The organism is Gordonia phosphorivorans (assembly GCF_042432625.1).
Lineage (GTDB): Bacteria > Actinomycetota > Actinomycetes > Mycobacteriales > Mycobacteriaceae > Gordonia > Gordonia phosphorivorans.
The window spans coordinates 38,423-57,162 of sequence record NZ_JBHLWV010000002.1 but is presented as its reverse complement, the minus strand read 5'-3'; the positions used below and the strand labels follow the sequence as shown (position 1 = coordinate 57,162).

15 protein-coding genes, 1 tRNA gene and 2 pseudogenes are annotated in these 18,740 nt (G+C 69.3%); 13 read left to right on the top strand and 5 right to left on the bottom strand.

Features of this window, described 5'->3' with window-relative positions; genetic code table 11:
* Nucleotides 1-31: 31 nt before the first annotated feature.
* On the bottom strand, nt 32-1,489 hold the full coding sequence (locus tag ACFFJD_RS00785; RefSeq protein ID WP_382359450.1) for an MFS transporter: 1,458 nt from the start codon (nt 1,487-1,489) through the stop codon (nt 32-34).
* Nucleotides 1,490-1,508: 19 nt separating this feature from the next.
* The gene (locus ACFFJD_RS00780) at nt 1,509-2,672 is read right to left on the bottom strand and encodes a putative hexosyltransferase (protein ID WP_382359447.1); all 1,164 of its coding nucleotides are present in this window, start codon (nt 2,670-2,672) and stop codon (nt 1,509-1,511) included.
* A 108-nt stretch (nt 2,673-2,780) separates the two neighbouring features.
* Here ACFFJD_RS00780 and ACFFJD_RS00775 point away from each other — a divergent pair, with 108 nt between their 5' ends.
* From ACFFJD_RS00775 to ACFFJD_RS00730, 10 genes are all read left to right on the top strand, one after another.
* Entirely contained in the window at nt 2,781-4,046 is a 1,266-nt protein-coding gene (locus ACFFJD_RS00775) for an aspartate kinase (RefSeq protein ID WP_382359444.1), read from the top strand.
* A 2-nt stretch (nt 4,047-4,048) separates the two neighbouring features.
* Nucleotides 4,049-5,071, top strand: coding sequence for an aspartate-semialdehyde dehydrogenase (locus ACFFJD_RS00770; RefSeq protein ID WP_382359441.1), 1,023 nt, complete (start codon nt 4,049-4,051; stop codon nt 5,069-5,071).
* Between the two features lie 123 nt (nt 5,072-5,194).
* Nucleotides 5,195-6,496, top strand: coding sequence for a lipase family protein (locus ACFFJD_RS00765; RefSeq protein ID WP_382359438.1), 1,302 nt, complete (start codon nt 5,195-5,197; stop codon nt 6,494-6,496).
* 45 nt (nt 6,497-6,541) lie between these two features.
* On the top strand, nt 6,542-7,966 hold the full coding sequence (locus tag ACFFJD_RS00760; RefSeq protein WP_382359435.1) for a hypothetical protein: 1,425 nt from the start codon (nt 6,542-6,544) through the stop codon (nt 7,964-7,966).
* Nucleotides 7,963-8,628 (top strand): hypothetical protein, encoded by a 666-nt coding sequence (locus ACFFJD_RS00755; protein WP_382359432.1) that lies wholly within the window; start codon nt 7,963-7,965, stop codon nt 8,626-8,628. The genes ACFFJD_RS00760 and ACFFJD_RS00755 overlap by 4 nt, the downstream gene beginning before the upstream one ends.
* 94 nt (nt 8,629-8,722) lie before the next feature.
* Nucleotides 8,723-9,154 (top strand): organic hydroperoxide resistance protein, encoded by a 432-nt coding sequence (locus ACFFJD_RS00750; protein ID WP_382359429.1) that lies wholly within the window; start codon nt 8,723-8,725, stop codon nt 9,152-9,154.
* A 69-nt stretch (nt 9,155-9,223) separates the two neighbouring features.
* Complete coding sequence (locus ACFFJD_RS00745) at nt 9,224-9,697, top strand: hypothetical protein (RefSeq protein WP_382359426.1); 474 nt, start codon at nt 9,224-9,226, stop codon at nt 9,695-9,697.
* Entirely contained in the window at nt 9,678-11,150 is a 1,473-nt protein-coding gene (locus tag ACFFJD_RS00740) for an IolE/MocC family protein (protein ID WP_382359423.1), read from the top strand. Before ACFFJD_RS00745 ends, ACFFJD_RS00740 begins: the two co-directional genes overlap by 20 nt.
* A gap of 36 nt (nt 11,151-11,186) precedes the next feature.
* Nucleotides 11,187-12,560 (top strand): DUF2252 domain-containing protein, encoded by a 1,374-nt coding sequence (locus tag ACFFJD_RS00735; protein WP_382359420.1) that lies wholly within the window; start codon nt 11,187-11,189, stop codon nt 12,558-12,560.
* A gap of 92 nt (nt 12,561-12,652) precedes the next feature.
* Nucleotides 12,653-12,726, top strand: a tRNA-Pro gene (locus ACFFJD_RS00730).
* Between the two features lie 211 nt (nt 12,727-12,937).
* On the opposite strand, the gene ACFFJD_RS00725 is transcribed toward ACFFJD_RS00730, so the two are convergent.
* Nucleotides 12,938-13,552: a maleylpyruvate isomerase N-terminal domain-containing protein gene (locus tag ACFFJD_RS00725; protein WP_382359417.1), complete on the bottom strand. Its 615-nt coding sequence runs from the start codon at nt 13,550-13,552 to the stop codon at nt 12,938-12,940.
* A 14-nt stretch (nt 13,553-13,566) separates the two neighbouring features.
* On the opposite strand from ACFFJD_RS00725, the pseudogene ACFFJD_RS17595 reads away from it, so the two are divergent.
* The 3 genes and pseudogenes from ACFFJD_RS17595 to ACFFJD_RS00715 form a co-directional block, all read left to right on the top strand.
* Nucleotides 13,567-13,740 (top strand): annotated as a pseudogene (locus tag ACFFJD_RS17595) (IS1380 family transposase); the annotation flags it as partial.
* A 12-nt stretch (nt 13,741-13,752) separates the two neighbouring features.
* A pseudogene (locus ACFFJD_RS17590) lies at nt 13,753-13,986 on the top strand (ornithine carbamoyltransferase); the annotation flags it as partial.
* A 2-nt stretch (nt 13,987-13,988) separates the two neighbouring features.
* Nucleotides 13,989-14,918, top strand: a complete 930-nt coding sequence (locus tag ACFFJD_RS00715; protein ID WP_382359411.1) for a carbamate kinase — start codon at nt 13,989-13,991, stop codon at nt 14,916-14,918.
* Between the two features lie 154 nt (nt 14,919-15,072).
* On the opposite strand, the gene ACFFJD_RS00710 is transcribed toward ACFFJD_RS00715, so the two are convergent.
* Entirely contained in the window at nt 15,073-16,095 is a 1,023-nt protein-coding gene (locus ACFFJD_RS00710) for a metallophosphoesterase (protein ID WP_382359408.1), read from the bottom strand.
* 54 nt (nt 16,096-16,149) lie between these two features.
* Nucleotides 16,150-18,606 (bottom strand): penicillin-binding protein, encoded by a 2,457-nt coding sequence (locus tag ACFFJD_RS00705; protein WP_382359405.1) that lies wholly within the window; start codon nt 18,604-18,606, stop codon nt 16,150-16,152.
* Between the last annotated feature and the right edge of the window lie 134 nt (nt 18,607-18,740).

The window sequence follows — 18,740 nt, the reverse complement described above, 5'->3', positions numbered from 1 at the left end:
GGGCATGCCCCCAAGGTAGGGGAATCGATGCTCAGGTGCGATCGCGCATGACCAGGGCCACGACGACGCTCAGGATCGCCAGCGCCAGACCGCCGGCGAGAGCCGCGGCGTGCATGCCGTCGACGAAGGCCTCCTTGGCGGCCGCGGCCAGCGCCGATCCGGCGCCGCCGTCGGCGAGGTCGAGGGTGGCGCCGAGCGAGTCGGCGAAGCGGCCGTCGCCCCGAGAGAGGAAGACCGCCGTGGCCAACGAGCCGAACAGCGCCAGACCGAGCGCGGTGCCCAGCTCGAAGCTGGTCTCGGAGATGCCCGAGGCGGCGCCGGCGTGCTGCGGCGGCACCGAACCCACCACCGCATCGGTGACCAGGGCGAACTGGAGGCCGTAGCCGATGCCGGTGACCGCGGTCAGCACCAGGAAGACCCACAGCGGGCTGGTCACGTTCAGGGCCAGCAGCCCGAGGTTGCCGGCCGCGGCCAGTGCGACACCCAGGCTCAGCGCGCGCCGCACGCCGATCCACGCGGCCACCCGGGACGCGCCGATGGAGAAGGCCGCGACGGTGACCGCCATCGGCAGGCCGGCCAGGGCGGCGTTGAGCACGTCGAAGTCCTGGACCGACTGCAGGTAGACGTTGATCAGATAGGACATGCCGCCCTGCGCCATCATGCCGACGAGGGCGACGGCGATACAGACGCTGAAGGTGGCGTTGGCGAACAGGCTCAGGTTCACCAGCGGGGCCGGGGCCCGTTTCTGGTGTGCGAAGAAGACGACCAGCAGGGCGATCCCGGCCGCGCCGAGGAGCACGTTGCCCACCGAGAGTCCGTGGGAGGCCGCCGATTTCACGGCGTAGACCAGCGGCAGGATGCCGAGCAGCGACAGCACCACGCCCAGGACGTCGAAGGGGTGCGTGGCGGGCATCCGGTATTCGGGCAGGACGAAGGGCGCCAGCAGGAACAGAGCGGCGAGCACCGGAATGTTGATGAGGAAGACGACTCCCCACCAGTAGTGATGCAGCAGGGCGCCGCCCACCACCGGGCCGATCGCGGCGCCCCCGGCGAAGGCTGCCGACCAGACGCCGATGGCGCGGGCGCGGACGTCGCTGCGCGGGAACATGTTCGCGATCAGCGCGAGGCTGGCCGGCAGCAGGGTGGCGCCGCCGACACCCATCAGGGCGCGGGCGGCGATCAGCGCTGCGGCCGACGGGGCGAACGCCGCGGCCACCGAGGCGGCGCCGAAGACGGCGGCACCGGTCAGCAGGATCTTCCGCCGCCCGATGCGATCGCCCAGGTTGCCCATCGTGATCAGGAGACCGGCGATCAGGAAGCCGTAGACGTCGAGGATCCACAGTTCCTGGGTGGCGCTGGGATGCAGGGAGCGCGAGATGGTCGGCATGGCCAGGTAGAGGACCGAGAAGTCCATCGACACCAGAATCACCGGCAGCGTCAGGACTCCCAGACCCACCCACGCCCGGCGTTCGCTGATCCCGGCGGGCATCGGCTCGGCTCCTGAGGTGTCAGATCGCGTACTGGAAGACGGTCAGCATATAGGCGCCGAACCAGGCGCTGCCGACCACGACGGGGACCAGGACGGCCGCGGCGGTGGCGGTGCGTTGCCGCGACAGCACCAGCGCCAATGGGATCAACAGGACGAACGCGGGCAGCAGCAGTCGGGCGCGGCTCATCATCAGGCCGCTCGAGAGCAGGATCGACGCCACGACCAGTGCGCCGTAGACCAGCACCGGCCACGGCAGGCGGGCCGCCACCGACCAGGCGAGCAGCCCGACGGTTCCCACCATCACCAGCGCCGTGGCGATGGTGGCGAAGTCCTCGGCGCCGGTGAACGCGTCGATCAGGAAGCGGCCGGCCGCGGCGCCGAAATCCACCCGGGTGTTCCACCCGGTGGTCTGGATGGTGAACCAGCCGGTCGGGGAGCCGGTCATCACTCCGACGTAGCCGAGGTAGCCGAGGTAGCCGAGGGGGGCCAGCACCACGGCGGCCCACGCGCGCGGTCCGTCGCGGTGGGCCAGCGCGGCGGCCAGCATCACCACGACGATCACGGCCACCCCGGTGGGGCGGACCAGACCGATCAGCAACGCGGCCGCGCCCGCCGCCAACCACTGGCGTTCCAACACCCAGACCAGCGCCCAGGCGGCGAGCGCGCAGAACAGCGCCTCGGTGTAGGCCATGTTCAGCACCACCGACATGGGCGTCGCGGCGAACAGCACCACCAGGTACAGCCCGCTGCGGTCGGGGTCGCCGCCGAGCGCGGTGCGCTCGGCGCACAGGGTGCCCAGTCGTGCGACGGCTACCGCGGCGAGCGCACCGAAGAGCACGTTGAGCAGGACGCCCGCGCCGAACGTGCTGACACCGGGGAGCGCGCCGAGCCAGCCGACGAGCAGGGGATAGCCCGGGAAGAAGGCGTAGGCGGTCTCGGCGGTGTGGATACCCTGTGCGTCGGTGAGCGTCGACGGCACGCCGCCGTAGCCGTGCTCGGCGATCGACAGCAGCCATTGCCCGTCCCATTTGGCGAGAACGTTCGACAGGGACAGGTCGTGTCGAGCGGCCATCGGAACCAACACCAGCACACCCACCGCACGGACGGCGAGGTAGGTGAGGACGGCCAGACTCCACTGCGGGACACCGGTGCGAGCTCGGGTCGAGGTGGGATTGCGCGTCACCGCAACGATCGTACGCAGGCCGCGCACTTGGTCAGGCCGAGGTCGCGACCGGTACAGTGGCCGGGAAAGAAGCACGCGAGTAGACCGAGTATAGGAAGGCCCCCGAACGTGGCATTGGTGGTCCAGAAGTACGGTGGCTCGTCGGTGTCGGACGCGGAGCGGATCCGTCGCGTCGCGGAGCGCATCGTCGAAACCAAACGGCAGGGCAACGACGTCGTCGTGGTCGTCTCGGCGATGGGTGACACCACCGACGAACTGCTCGACCTGGCGGAACAGGTCAACCCGAATCCGCCGGCGCGGGAGATGGACATGCTCCTGACGTCCGGCGAACGAATTTCCAATTCGCTTGTCGCCATGGCGATTTCGTCGTTGGGCGAGGAAGCGCAGAGCTTCACCGGATCGCAGGCCGGAGTGATCACCACCTCCAGCCACGGCAAGGCCAAGATCATCGACGTGACCCCCGGTCGCGTGCGCAGCGCACTCGACGACGGCAAGATCGTGCTCGTCGCAGGCTTCCAGGGCGTCGCCCTGGACACCAAAGACGTCACCACGCTCGGCCGCGGCGGCTCGGACACGACGGCGGTCGCGCTGGCCGCGGCGCTGAACGCCGACGTCTGCGAGATCTACACCGACGTGGACGGCGTTTACACCGCCGATCCGCGGATCGTGCCGGACGCCCGGCACCTGTCGCAGGTCTCCTTCGAGGAGATGCTCGAGATGGCCGCGTGCGGCGCCAAGATCCTGATGCTGCGGTGCGTGGAATACGCGCGCCGCTACAACGTTCCCGTTCACGTGCGCTCGTCGTACTCGACCAAGCCCGGCACCATGGTGTCCGGATCGATGGAGGACATCCCCGTGGAAGACGCGATTCTCACCGGTGTGGCACACGACCGCAGCGAAGCTCAGGTGACGGTCTTCGGTATCGACGACAAGCCGGGCAACGCGGCGCGGATCTTCCGGGCCGTCGCCGACGCTGAGATCAACATCGACATGGTGTTGCAGAACATCTCGAAGGTGGAGACCGGCAAGACCGACATCACGTTCACCCTGCCGCGCGAGCTGGGCCAGCTGGCCATCGACAAGCTCGGCGAGCTGCAGGCGGAGATCGGATTCTCCAAGCTCGTGCTCGACGAGAACATCGGCAAGGTCTCGCTGATCGGCGCCGGCATGAAGAGTCATCCGGGCGTCACCGCGACCTTCTGTGAGGCGCTGAGCGAGGCCGGTGTGAACATCGAGCTGATCTCCACCTCGGAGATCCGGATCTCGGTGCTGTGCCAGGAATCCCAGCTCGACGACGCCGTCCGCGCGCTGCACAAGGCTTTCGATCTCGGCGGCGACGAAGAGGCCGTGGTGCACGGCGGAACGGGCCGATAGTCATGGTGAACCTCGGAGTCGTGGGAGCGACCGGTCAGGTCGGCGGCGTCATGCGCCAGCTCCTGCAGGAGCGGAATTTCCCCGCAGATCAGGTGCGCTTCTTCGCGTCGCCGCGGTCGGCGGGCAAGACTCTGCCGTGGGGCGACGGTGAGATCGTCATCGAGGATGCGACCACCGCCGACCCGTCGGGTCTGGACATCGCACTGTTCTCGGCCGGCGGCACCATGTCCAAGATCCAGGCGCCGCGCTTCGCGGCCGCCGGAGCCACCGTCATCGACAACTCGTCGGCGTGGCGCAAGGACGAGGACGTGCCGCTGGTGGTGGCCGAGGTCAACGGCGAGCTGGCGCTGAACCCGCCCAAGGGCATCATCGCCAACCCCAACTGCACCACGATGGCGGCTATGCCGGTGCTCAAGCCGCTGCACGCCGCCAAGGGGCTGCGTCGATTGGTGATCTCCAGCTATCAGGCGGTCTCCGGCAGCGGTTTGGCCGGTGTCGAGGAGCTGGCGACGCAGGTCCGCAAGGGCATCGATGGCGCCGAGCAACTCGTCTACAGCGGCGCGGCCGTGGATCTGGGTGAGCCGGTCAAGTATGTGGCGCCGATCGCCTTCAACGTGGTGCCGCTGGCCGGCGACTTCGTCGACGACGGCTCCGGGGAGACCGACGAGGATCAGAAGCTGCGCTTCGAGTCGCGCAAGATCCTGGGTGTACCCGATCTGCTGGTGAGCGGAACCTGCGTGCGGGTGCCGGTCTTCACCGGGCATTCGCTGTCGATCAACGCCGAATTCGACGAGGCCGTGACTCCGGAGGAGGCCCGCGCCATCCTGGCCGCCGCAGCCGGCGTCAAGGTGGTCGACGTTCCCACGCCGCTCGACGCCGCCGGTGGCGACGTGTCGCTGGTGGGGCGCATCCGCCAGGATCCGGGTGCCCCGGACGGGCGCGGTCTGGCGCTGTTCGTCTCGGGCGACAACCTGCGCAAGGGTGCCGCGCTGAACACCATTCAGATCGCCGAACTGCTGGTCTGACGGGGGATTCCCCGCCCTCGCAACCCCCCACTGTGCGCCCGTCGAGCGAGTCTCGACGGGCGCACAGTGCATCGCGCGAGTCGTGACTACTCCCCGGTAACTGTGTCCTTTAGTATCGGTAAAATGAAACCAAGTCGGGGATTCATCTCAAAGTCCAAGTCAGCGGCCCGTCGGCGGCCCCTGCGTCAGCTGGGGGTGGTGCTGCTGAGCACCGCCCTGGTCGGTACGGCCACCGCGGTGGCGGCATCGCCGGCCGGTGCCGTCGGCGATTTCTATCGTCCGCCGGCGTCCTACTCGTCCACACCGGGCAGCGTGATCCGCACCCAGGCCACGCCGCTGCTGCTGCAGATTCCGGGGCTGCCCAATCAGTGGCCGGGCGATGCCAAGAAGATGATGTACACCTCCACGCGCCAGGACGGGAAGCCCACCGCGGTCACCGGGTACGTCGTCGAACCCACCGCGGCGTGGCGGGGCAAGGGCCCACGCCCCACCGTGGTGATCGGCCCGGGCACCGTGGGACAGGGCGATCAGTGCGCCGGATCCAAGATGTTGGCGCTGCCGATGAGCCTGGATCCGGTCAAGCCGAGCATCGGCGTCAACTACGCCGGACTGGAGATGAACCTGCTCCTTCTCAACGGCGTCCGCGTGGCCGTCACCGACTACGTCGGCATGGGTACGCCCGGCGTGCACACCTACGTCAATCGCGTGGAGTCCGGGCGCGCCATGCTCGACGCCGCGCGCGCCGCGCTGGCCGTCAGCAAGGCGCCCGAGAACGCGCCGGTGGCCTTCTCCGGCTACTCGCAGGGCGGCGGCGCCGCGGCGTCGGCCGCCGAACTCGCCCAGAGCTACGCCCCCGAGGTGAATGTGAAGGCCACTTACGCCGGCGCGCCGCCGGCGGACCTGAGCAAGGTGATCGACCAGATCGACGGCACCTTCATCGCCGGTGGCATCGGGTACGCGATCAACGGCTTGCAGGCCCGCTACCCGGCCCTGACGCCGATCCTGCGCAAGGAGCTCAACGCCCACGGACTCGGTGTCCTCGCGCACGCCGCCACCCAGTGCATCGGCGACACCGGCCTGATGGCCGGCTTCCAGCGCACCTCGCAGTGGACGCGGAACGGCAAGCCGCTGTCGGCGGTGATCGCCGGGCAGCCCGAGGTGAAGCAGATGATCGACGACCAGCGGATCGGCCGACTGAAGCCGAATGCGCCGGTGCTGATCTCCACCGGGGTGCACGACGACGTGATCCCCACCGGCCAGGTCCGGCAGCTGTACCGCGACTGGAAGGCGCAGGGCGCCGACGTGCGGCTCGCGACCAGCTACGTGCCGCCGATCTTCCCGGGGCTCGTGGTGAACCACGGGCTGCCGATGCTCGAGTTCCTGCTGCCCGGCACCTCCTTCCTCCTGGGTGAGTTCCACCGCTGACCCCTACTTCACACCGTCCGCTGGGCGATGTGATGAACTGCCGTCATGGTGAAATCGAGGTTCCGCGCCGTCGCGGCGGTGGTCACTGCGGTGGCCGCCGCCGCGACGTTCGTCTTCTCCGGCGCCGTCGCCGCGCCCGCGTCGGCCGAGCCGAGCGGGGTGCCGGGACTCGGGCCCAAGTGGACGTCGCTGATGCACGGCGACCTCGCGTCCACCGACAGCACCGCCTTCCGCGGCCCCGGCAAGACCGCACGACTGGCCGCGTCGAGCGTTCCCGGCGGCCCCTGCGCGGCCACCTTCATCGGTTCCGATCTGATGCCGGTCTCGCTGTGCACCAACGTGATCGCCGGCAGTCCGCCGCAGTTCGCCACCCCGGTGGTCACCCTGTTCGACAAGGACACGGCCGCCGTGCTGGCCACCCTCCCGTTGACCAAGGGCGGTCTGCTCGGCGGCGTGTACGGCTATCTCGACGACCGCAACCGCGTGGTGGTGGCCGACGGCACCGGCGCCATCCTGCGCGTGGCGCATCGTCGTACCGCGTCCGGCTGGCAGCTGTACGTGTCCGAGCGCATCGACATCTCGCGGCATCTGCGCGGCGACGCGGTGACCGGCTTGGCCCCGGACCACACCGGGCGCATCTGGTGGGTCACCACCGGCGGCCTGGTGGGCACGGTGACGGGCAAGAAGGTGGTCTCCATGCACCTGCCGCGCGGTGAGCAGCTGGGCAACGGCCTGTCGGTGCGGCCCGGCGGCGTGTCGGTGCTGACCACCCACGCCCTCTACGAGATGTGGGCCGACGCCGACGGTAAGCCGCGCACGGTCTGGCGTCGCGGCTACGACCGCGGGGCGGCCCGCAAGCCGGGCCAGCTCACCTGGGGCTCGGGCACCACCCCGACCTACTTCGGGCCGGGCGGCACCTCGTGGGTCGCGATCGTCGACAGCGCCGCGGTGCCGCGGCTGCACGTGTTCCGCAGCGCCGACGGCGCGCCCGTCTGCTCCATGCGAGCCTTCCCGGGCGCCAACCAGGGCACCGAGAACTCGCCGATGGCGACGGGGAACAGCCTGGTGATTCCCAGTACGTACGGCTTCCAGTACCCGCCGATCGCCGAGAGCGGAGGTCCGGCCTCGCCGCTGTTCGCACCCTTCGTCGGCGCGATGACCAGGATCGATGTGGAGCAGGGCAAGTGCACCCGGGTGTGGGAGAGCCACGACCGGATGGCCACGCTGCCGCGGCTGTCCACCGGTGACGGGCTGATCCACTCCCTCGGCTACGGCACCTACCGTCCGGGACCGCAGCAGGTGGGTCCGGTGAACTACGTGGCGGTCGACTTCCGCACCGGCAAGCGGGTGGTGACCCGTCAGATCGGCGTCGCGCCGCTCGACGAGCCGCTGCAGCTGACCGGGATGATCGCACCGGACGGTTCGCTGTGGCAGGGCACGCTCGGCCGGATGGTGAAGATCTCCCGATGACCGCACCGGGTTCCTGGGGCGACGAGCACGGCGACGGCGAACCGCTGCCGACGCAGGCCGAACTCGACGCGCAGGACATGGCCGAGTTGGCCGCCAACCGCGGGACCGCGGATCTGACGTCGCTCTATCCGCGACGGCAGTCCGATCCGGGGCCGGCCCCGTGGGCGCTCGCCCGCGGCGCCCGGTATGCCTGGTATCTCGCGGCGGTGAGCGCCGCCGTGTGCATCGGCTACGGCTTCGCCACGCTCGGCAGCACCGTCGAACGGCTGCGTGCGCGGTTGGAACCGCAGATGGCCGAGGTCACCACCATCGACGCGGGCGCCTCGGCGTCGTCGATGGCGAGCTTCTGGCCGCCTGCGCTCCTGGTCGGCTGGGTGATCGCGATGGGCGTCACCTACCCGCTGTTGGTGGCCATCGGCAACCATCACAGCCGAAATCTCCGCAGCATCTACGCCGCGGTGAGCGTGCTGGTCATCATGTTCGTGCCGCTGGTGACCGACCTGCTCTTCGCCTATCCGGCGGTGCCGACGGCCTTCCGCGTGTGCGGCTGGGTGTCGGCGGCAGCACTCGTTCTCTCGGTGCTGATGACCTTCAGCGGCGCCGTGGGCCGCTGGCTCCCGGCGTCGACCCGGATCAAGCCTTCGCGGGTCTGGCGCGAGTAGTCCTTCGGCGGAGTACGTTCGGAGGCGGAACTGACGACGCCCATCGCCGACCGGTACCGCCGGCGCGGTGGGGCAACGCATGGAGGCGAATCTGATGACCGTGAATCCCGTGTACCGAGTGTGGTCGATGTCCACCGGTGGTGGCCGCGACGGTGAAGTGGTGTCCGAGACCGGTCGTATCGACATGGAGCTGCGGCCGCCGGTGGAGATGGGCGGCAGCGGCGACGGCTCGAACCCGGAAGAACTGTTCTCGGCGGGCTACTCAGCGTGCTTCAACGGTGCGCTGCACCTGGTGGCCAAGAACGCGGGGGTCGCTCTCCCGGAGGGCACCACCGTCAAGATCACCGTCGGGATCGGCGAGGACGACGCCGACGGCGGCTTCGGACTCGTCGCCGACATCCACGTGACCATCCCGGGGCTGGACGCGGCACAGGCGGAGGACCTGACCGCGCAGGCGCACGCCTTCTGCCCGTACTCCAAGGCCACGCGCGGCAACATCGCGCACACGGTCACCGCGAGCGTCTGACGCTCCACCGGAGCCGCGGGTGCGAGGCGCTCGCCGCGCAGCCGCGGCCGACCGGTAGCGTGGGTGACCGTGAACACTCCGGCAATCATCGCTGCCCTCGGTCTCCTCTCCGCAGTCCTGACGACCCTCGCCTACGTGCGCTATCGCCAGCGCGAGTCGTCGTCGCTGCTCCGCAACGTGGAACTGGCTCGTGGCCTGCGGGAACTGGCCGACGGCGACCCCGTGCGCCTGGCCAGTGTCGACGAGTTCGAGGTGGGCCTCTACCAGCGGCTGTTCTACCTCTCGAGCGTCGGTCCGCGGGCGCGCAGCGCCGCGTGGGCGCTGATCGCCGCGCTGCTCGCGGCGACCGCCGCGCTGCTCTTCGACAGCCTCGACGGTGCGGCCGCCGACGTCTTCTGGATCGTCTCGCTGATCCTGACCTTCTGCTTCGGAATCGCGGTGATCGTGTACACGGCGTTGGCGTTGTATGCGGCCGCGACCACCCCGCGAGTCTCCTTCGACGACTCCTACGACACGGAAGAGGATGAGGCCGACGCCTTCTAGAACGCGAAGACCGGTCCGCGCCGCGCTGGTCGCGGGCGGCCTCGTGGTGATCGCCGCCGTGGTGGTCGCCTCGGCAGGCGCGCTCGGCGGCGGTCGAACCAGCACGTCGCAACCGATTCCCGGCGAGATCCGTGTACTCGCCGAGCCGGGTGTGCCCGGCGAGGTGCTGGTGAGCCGGTTGCTGCTGGACGCGTCCTCGTCGGCGCTGGTGGTCGCCGAGGATGCCGCACCCGCGGACCGCGCGCGGGCGGTGGAGCTCAGTCGTACCCGGCGGGTGCCGCTGTTCGTGGTGGAGCCTGGGCGGGCCGCCGTGGTCGCCGACGAACTGCGTCGACTCGACGCGCGGACGGTCGTGGCCGTCGGCGATGAGATCGCCGAGCTCGGGCTGGACCAGACCGTCGACGTGGGGCGTCTCGGCACGGGCGTGACATCGGAGGTGGACCGGCCGGTCGTGGTGCTGACCACCGAGCCAGCGGTCGCCGCGGATGCCGAGATCGGCGGAGCGCAGGCGACGCTGGTGCCCGTCGCAGATCCGCGGGCCGACGGCGCCTCGGTGGCGGCGGTGAAGAACGCGGGCGAGGCCGCGGTGATCGGGGTGGGCGAGCAGTTCGGCAGCACCGAGCAGTTCGTCGAGCGGGTGACGTTGGCGCGCACGGTGCCCCAACTGCCGGGCGGAGGCCAGCTGATGTTCCCGTCGCGGCGGGTGGTGGCGCTCTACGGCTCACCCGGTTCGCGGGAGCTCGGGCCCCTCGGCCGGCAGGACCTGCCGGCCACCGTGGCGAGGGCCGGTCGGCTCGCCGCCCAGTACGACACGCTCTCGCCGGTACCGGTGGTGCCCGGCTTCGAGATCATCGTGACGGTGGCCTCGGCCGAGCCCGGCTATCGGGGCGCGTACACCAACGTCATCGACCCGTCGGTGATCGAGCCGTGGGTGGATGCGGCGGCGGAGGCGGGGATCTACGTGACGTTGGACCTGCAACCGGGTCGCATGGATTTTCTGACCCAGGCCAAGATGTATCGGCGGCTGCTGGAGCGGCCGAATGTGGGCCTGGCCCTCGACCCCGAGTGGCGCATCAAGAAGGACCAGGTGCACCTGGAGCAGATCGGTTCGGTTCAGCCCGCAGAGGTCAACCGGACCGCGGCCTGGCTGGCCGAGCTGGTGCGCAGCAAGGGGCTGCCGCAGAAGGCCTTCGTGCTGCACCAGTTCGACGCCGACATGCTCGGCGACCGGTCCCGGCTGGACACCTCCCACCCGGAACTCGCGGTGGTGCTGCACGCCGACGGGCACGGGACGCCCGCGGTGAAGATGGGCACCTGGAATCGAATGACCACGGGTCTGCCTCCGAACATCTGGATGGGGTGGAAGAATTTCTACTCCGAGGACAAACCGATGTTCAGTCCGGCGGCGACGATGGACGTCCGTCCGGTGCCGTACTTCATTTCCTATCAGTAGATCGGCGGGCTCGGCCGTCGGCGGAGAGGCGGAGCCGTGACGCTCACAGCACACGAATTGGGTTCCGGCCCGGTGCACACACAGGAGCGGGACCCGGTCTCGATCCTCGTCGCCCAGGACCGGAATCGGCTGCAGGATCTGATTCCGGTCCGCCATCAGCGCATGGCGGTCACCCCGTTCACGTTCTTTCGGGGTGCGGCCGCCCTCATGGCCGCCGACCTCGCTTCGGTGCCCCACAGCGGGATTCGGACCCAGCTCTGCGGCGACGCCCATCTGAGCAACTTCGGGCTGTTCCTGTCGCCGGAGCGCCAGATGGTCTTCGACCTCAACGACTTCGACGAGGCGTACCCGGGCCCGTTCGAGTGGGACGTGAAGCGGCTGGCCGCCAGCATGGCGGTGGCGGCGCGGGCCAACGGCGCCGACGATCGGGACGCCCGCCGGGCGGCGCGTCGTGCCGCGCGGGCCTACCGACGCACGATCATCACGTCGGCGCAGCAGAGCGTGCTCGACTGCTGGTACGACAAGGTCGACGTCGACAAGGTGCTCGCCGAGATCGGCGACCTGCTGGACACGACGGCCAGCAGGAACATGCGCAAGATCCTCAAGAAGGCTCGGCACCGCAACAGCGAGCAGGCTCTCGCCAAGCTCTGCGTGGTGGAGGACGGGCGCCTTCGGATCAAGAACGACCCGCCGCTGCTGATCCCCGCCGAGGAGGTCTTCGTGCGGGCCCCGGCCGCCTACGTGCACGAGATGTTCGCCGAGCGCTTCGAGCGCTACCGCGCCGGGATCGCGCCGCACCTGGGCACGCTGCTCGATCAGTACACCTTCGTGGAGGCCGCGCGGAAGGTGGTGGGCGTGGGCAGTGTGGGCACGCGCTGCTGGATCATGCTGTTCGTCGGCAAGGAGAACGGTGACCCGCTGTTCCTTCAGCTGAAGGAGGCCCAGGAGTCCGTGCTGGCCCCGTACGTCGACCCGGTCGACTTCGACAACCAGGGACGCCGGGTGGTCATCGGGCAGCAGCTGATGCAGGCCTCCAGCGACGTTCTGCTGGGCTGGCTGCGCGGGCCGGTCTACGCCAGCGACGATCGCGGCGTGGCGCGCGGCGCAGCCGGCGAGTCCGACTTCTACGTCCGCCAGCTTCGTGACGGCAAGGGGTCGGTGGTGGTCGAGGGCATGCCGGTGGATCGGCTGTCCCTGTACGGCGAGCTGTGCGGGACCGTGCTGGCGCAGGCACACGCGCGCACCGCCGCCCGCGGTGAGATCGCGGACTACGTGGACGGCCTCGGGAAGTCCTTCGACCGGGCCATCGCGGACTGGTCGCTGCGCTACGCCGAGCTCAACGATGCCGATCACGCCAAGTGGGTGGAGGCGGTCTCCACCGGAGCGATCTCGGCGGCCGCGATGGACTAGTCGCGTCCCTCGCCGCTCGTCCCGAACAGGGCTCTGACCAGGCGATTTCTTGCTTCCGTCGCGCATCAGGTACTCTCGTTGAGGTTGTAACACGGGGTATGGCGCAGCTTGGTAGCGCGCTTCGTTCGGGACGAAGAGGTCGTGGGTTCGAATCCCGCTACCCCGACGCTTTGGTTGAGAAGCAGATGAGGCTCTGACTGAGAAATCAGTCAGGGCCTCCTCGTTTTTCTCGGGTCAGATCCCCCCGCGCCGGGACCCGGATCCCCGTGTCGCGACCCGTCCCTCGTGTCGCCGCGCTGCAGCCAAGGCGACACGAGGCACGGGTCGCGACATGGCGGGCCGTGGGCGGAGGTCAGGGGCCGGGGGCGACGGGGGAGTCACACCACCGAGAAGCCGCTGGGCAGGTCGGCGCGGCCCGACAGTGCCGTGAGCACCTGGACGCCGCTGCCGAGTTCGACGGCGATCCGCGCGGCCAGTACCGTCGTCTCGGCCAGGACGGCGGGGGGAAGTTCGAAGGCCAGGCCGGCGGCGGCCGCGATGTCCAGGCTGTGCACGGCCAACTCGAAGGTCCGTGTCGGTAGGTAGTCGTGCAGGCGCATGCCCATGTCGCCGGCGACGAGAATCGGGCGATCGGCGCCGTCGTCCAGCTTCTCGAGGACCTCGACCACCTGAGCGTCGACGGTGGCCACCGGATCGGGTCCGAGCGCTCGGCCGGCCTCCCGGCCGCGTTCGACGATGCCGGTGATGGCGCCGGAGGCGACCGCGGCCCGGGCGCGGGAGTAGTACTCGGCCGCGCTGTCGACGTCGACGACAGCGGCGGGGCGATCGAGGTACTGCACGACGGTGGTCATGGCCCGCACGGTGTGGCCGACGAGCGACCGAAGGTCCCATTCGCCGAGTCCGGGACCGTCCCACGCGTCGCTCGGGATCGTGTGCACCAACGACGAAAACCCTTGTGCCGCAGCGGTAAAGGTGGTCAATGTGGTGGTCATTAANCACCCTTCTGGTGAGCAACTCTACCGTGTACTACCCGCAGCCGACGGTCACCGGTGACGGTGCCGGGATCGTGTCTCATGCCGGACTGGCGTTGGTGACCCGTACCGCCGAAGTCGCAGGCCTGCCGGGGTTGTTGAGCCAGGCGCTGGCGCCGTGGCGCAAAGACCATGCCGTCCATGATCCGCCGTATCAGGTCAACGCCGAGGTCATGGCGGCCACCGGCAATCCGAACACCAAGTTCCTGCACTGTCTGCCGGCGTTCCACGACCGCAAGACCAAGGTCGGCGAGCAGATCTACGAGGAGACCGGACTCGACGCGCTGGAGGTGACCGACGAGGTGTTCCGCTCGGAGGCGTCCATCGTCTTCCCACAGGCGGAGAACCGGTGGCACACCATCAAGGCCGTCGTCGCCGCGACGCTGGGGATCTAGCGATGCGTGTGGTCGTCGCCCTCGGCGGCAATGCGCTGCTGCCGCGCGGGGAACCGCTGACCCAGGAAAACCAGGTGCGGGCGGTCAGCGAGGCCATGGAGGTGCTGGCGCCGGTGTCGGTCGATCACCACCTGGTGATCACCCACGGCAACGGGCCGCAGGTGGGCATGCTGGCCAATCTCTCGGCCGGGGCCGAGCACGCGCAGACCTTCGACGTGCTCGACGCCCAGACCGAGGGCATGATCGGCTACCTCATCGAGCGAGAACTGCGGGAGTTGCTGCCCGCGGTCCGCGAGGTGGCCACTCTGGTGACCCTGATCGAGGTGGATCCGAAGGATCCTGCGTTCGCGAACCCGACCAAGTTCATCGGTCCGGTCTACAGCAAGGATCAGGCCGAGCAACTCGCCGCCGAACGCGGGTGGGTGGTCAAGGAGGACGGCCAGTACTGGCGGCGCGTGGTGCCGTCGCCGTCGCCGGCCGCGATCCCGGGGATCTCGACCATCAACCGGCTGCTCCGCGAGGAGGTCACGGTGGTGTGCGCCGGCGGCGGCGGCATCCCGGTGGCCTGGGATGCGGTGGCCCGCCGCTACTCGGGGGTGGAGGCGGTGATCGACAAGGACCTGGCGACGTCGCTGCTGGCCTACGAGCTCAGCGCCGACCTGATGGTGATCGCCACCGATGTGGAAGGCGTGTACGAGAACTGGGGCACCCCGGAGCAGAAGTTGATCGCCACCGCGCACCCGAAGGCGTTCGACACCAGCGCCTTCCCGGCCGGATCGATGGGCCCCAAGGTGGCCGCCGCCATCGAGTTCGTCGAACGGGGCCTGCGGGGGGAGGCGGTCATCGGTTCGCTCTCGCAGCTCGCCGAGATCCTCGACGGCACCGCGGGCACCCGGGTGGGGCGCCAGTACAGCGGGATCACCTACCGCTGATCAGCGCGCGAAAAGGCCCCGCCGGGACGTGCCCGGCGGGGCCTCTTCACACCCCGCGATGCCGCTGGCGACGTCTGAGTTAGGTGAACCAGAATCAATTGAACCTGAAACTGTTGTTTCGAGTACCCGGAATCAGCGATATTGCCCGGCGCGGTCAGGTCATGGACGTCGCCAGCTGCGGCAACGACTGATCGATGATCTCGTCGTCGCCGCCCCCGCTGCGCGTCGCGGTGAGCGTCAGCAGCGACGCCTCCGGGCGACAGCAGAAGCGCGCCGGGGCATACGGCGACGTGCCGAGTCCGGCGCTGACATGCAGTTTCATCGTCGAACCCCAGTTGGAGACCCCCTTGACGCGGGACCGGTCGAGGTGACAGTTGGTCACCAGGGCGCCGTACCCGGGCAGGCAGAGCTGACCGCCGTGGGTGTGTCCGGCCAGCACCAGGTCGTAGTCGTCCGCGGCGAACTGATCCAGCACGCGCGGCTCGGGTGAGTGGGTGAGGCCGAGCCGCAGCTGGGCCAGCGGATTGGGCCGACCGGCGATGGTGGAGTAGCGGTCGCGGCCGATATGCGGATCGTCGACGCCAGCCGCGGCGACGCGTACGCCCGCGACCTCCAGTTCGCGCACCGTGTGGGTGGCGTCGAGCCAGCCGCGCTCGCTGAAGGCCGCCCGCAGGTCCTGCCACGGCAGCGGCTCCCCGTGCTGGCGCTTGTGGTCCTTCTGGAAGTACTTCAACGGATTCTTCGGGGTGGGGCCGAAGTAGTCGTTGGAGCCGAACACGAACAGTCCCGGACGGGACAGGAGACCGCCGAGGGCCTGCACCACGGCCGGCACCGCACCCGGGTGCGCCAGATTGTCGCCGGTGTTGACCACCAGGTCCGGTTCCAGGCGTTCCAGACCGCTGATCCAGGACTGCTTGAGCACCTGCCGCGGCAGCATGTGAATATCGCTCAGATGCAGCACCCGCAGGGGCGACGAGCCGGGTTCGAGTACCGGGATGGTCACGTGGCGCAGGGTGAAGGCGTTCCGCTCGATCACCGTCGAATACAGCAGGCCCGCGGCCGCGGCACCCGCGGCCCCGGCGGCGACGCCGGCCAACCGGCCGGAACGGAGCCGCTCAGAGGTGGCGGACAGCAGATCGGCGGAGAGACGGGGAGGCAGACCGGGCGCGGAAGGCATACCGACCAGGATACGCGTCGGTTCGGTGCCTGCCTGCCCGTCTGGCGCGTCGTCTCAGCCCTCGGGTACCTCGATGACCACCGGTCCCACTCCGGGCACGGTCACCGTCTTGGAGGTGGGTGCGCCGCCGCCGCTGTTCTCGCTCTTGCCGTTGCTCACGTAGATGGCGATCTCGGTACCCGGCATGGCGCTGTCCGAGGGAGCGGTGAAGACCACGGTGCCCTTCGGTTTGGCGCTGTCGACCTCGAGCTCGTTCACCTTGAAGCCGGCCTCCTGAAGTCGGGAGACCGCCTGGCTGGCCGGCAGGCCCGCCACATTCGGGATGCGGCCGCGACTGCTGCCGCGAACGAACTGCGGATCGTTCGGGGCCATGCGGACGGGACCGAACTTCTGCGCGACCGGACCGATGGCACCGAACCAGGTGCGGGCCGGCTCCATGCCGCCGTACACGTCGCCGTCGTAGCACTGGCGCAGCGGCGAGGTGCAGATACCGGAGGGGCGCGAGCCGTCGTTGTAGATGTAGGCCGCCGCGGCCAGCTGGTTGGTGAAGCCCAGGAATGCGGCCGAGCGGTGCGCCTCGGTGGTGCCGGTCTTACCGGACATCGGCAGGGTCCAGCCCGCAGAGGAGGCGGCCGCCGCGGACGTGCCCGCGCCCTTGTCGTCTTCGCTCATCGCGTTGGCGAGGGCGTTGGCCAGGCCGCGTTCGACCACCTGCTCGCACTTGGGGGGATTGAACGGCACATTGGTCATGACGGGCTTGCCGTCCTCGCCCATCACCACGTTGCTGTACGAGTCGCGCTTGACCTGCTGGATGGACACGATCGGGCTCGGCGGGCACCAGACGCCGCCGGAGGCGAGGGTCGCGGCCACGTTGGACAACTCCAGCGCGTTGATCGGGAACGGGCCCAGCGTGAACGAACCGAAATTGCCCTTCTTGATGTAGTCGGCAAGGCTCGCTTCGCCGACGCCCGAGGATCCCGGTGCCGTGTACGACCGCAGTCCCAGGCGCACGGCCATGTCGACGGCCGGCTTCACGCCGACCTGCTGCAGCATCTCCACGAAGGTGGTGTTGGGGGACTGCGCGAGCGCCTGCGTGAGGCTCAGTGCCGGCGGGTACGGGCCAGCGTTCTTGACGCAGTACGCGTTGGCCGGGCAGCCGAAGGCGCCGTTGCTGTTACCCATGCCGTAGACGGCGATGCTCGCCGGCACGTTCAGCACCGCGCTGGTGCCCAGGCCCTTCTCCATGGCGGCGGCGGTGGTGAAGATCTTGAACACCGAGCCCGCGCCGTCGCCGACCAGCGAGAAGGGTTGCGGCTGAACGGTTTGGCCGAGGTTCTGCTTGAGGCCGTAGTTGCGGCTGGAGACCATCGCCACCACGTCGTGCGACTGCGTGCCCGGGCGGACGATGCTCATCACGTTGGCGAGCCCGTCGACGGTGGGGGAGGCCTGGGCCTGTGCGGCGCGCAGCGCGTTGGCCTGCACCTCGGGGTCGAGGGTGGTGCGGATGGTGTAGCCGCCGCGGGACACCGTGGAGCGGCTGATCCCGTTCTCGGCGAGGTACTGCAGGACGTAGTCGCAGAAGAAGCCGTTGTTGTCCGCCGAGATGCAGCCCTGGGCGGTGGTGCGCGGCTGCGGCAGCACGCCGAGGGGCTGCTGCTTCGCCTCCAGGAGCTGGGGCGCCATCTGGGGGAAGTTCTCGATCATGGTGTCGAGCACCGTGTTCCGCCGCGCGGTGGTGGCCTGCGGGTCGGTGTACGGGTTCAGCGCCGAACTCGACTGCACCATGCCGGCGAGCATCGCGGACTCGGCGATGTTCAGCTCCTTGGCGGGCTTGCCGAAGTAGGTCTGCGCCGCGGCTTCGATCCCGTAAGCGTTGTTCCCGAAGGGGACCATGTTGAGGTAGCGCGTGACGATCTGCTTCTTCGCGTCTTCCTTGGCAGCGGCTTCGTCGAGTCCCTTCTCGCGCATGGCCTGCTCGACGAGGGACTTCTCCAGCGTCATGGCCATTCGCGCCTCGCGCAGCTTGCGGGCGGGGGTCGATTCCACCGCGGCGTCGCGGTCGGCCTCGGTGCGCGCCAGCACCAGGAGTTGGTAGTTCTTGATGTACTGCTGGTCCAGCGTCGACGCGCCCTGCTGGACCTCGCCCGCCGACGAGTTCTTCAGGGCCGCGCGGATGGTGCCGCGCCAGTCGACGCCGTCGTGCTCCAGGAAGCGGCGGTCCTCGACGGAGATGATCGCTCGGATCATGTCCTGCGAGATGTCGTTGTAGCCCACCGTCATTCGGTACTGGTCGTACAGCAGCGCCAGTGGCTTGCCGTTGACGTCGGTCACCGTCGTCACTTCCGGCACCGTGCCGTTGAGCAACTCGGACGAGGTGTTCTCCATGGTCGCCGCGGCCCGGTTGGACAGCATGGCCGCACCGCCGACGAACGGGAACAGGAGGCCGGCGACGAGGATGCCCGCCAGCACTAGGGCCAGCGCAAGGCCGGGGAGCTTCGTGGAGTTGCGCACGCGGCCAGGATACGTGGCCTGTGGGCTCGAGCACCGGACCCGTCCGCCGGAGCGGGGAATCTGCGTGTCGCAAACGCTTGCGTATAGCACTTTCTCGAATCGAGACTTGCGTTTGTCGTGAACACCTCAATAGA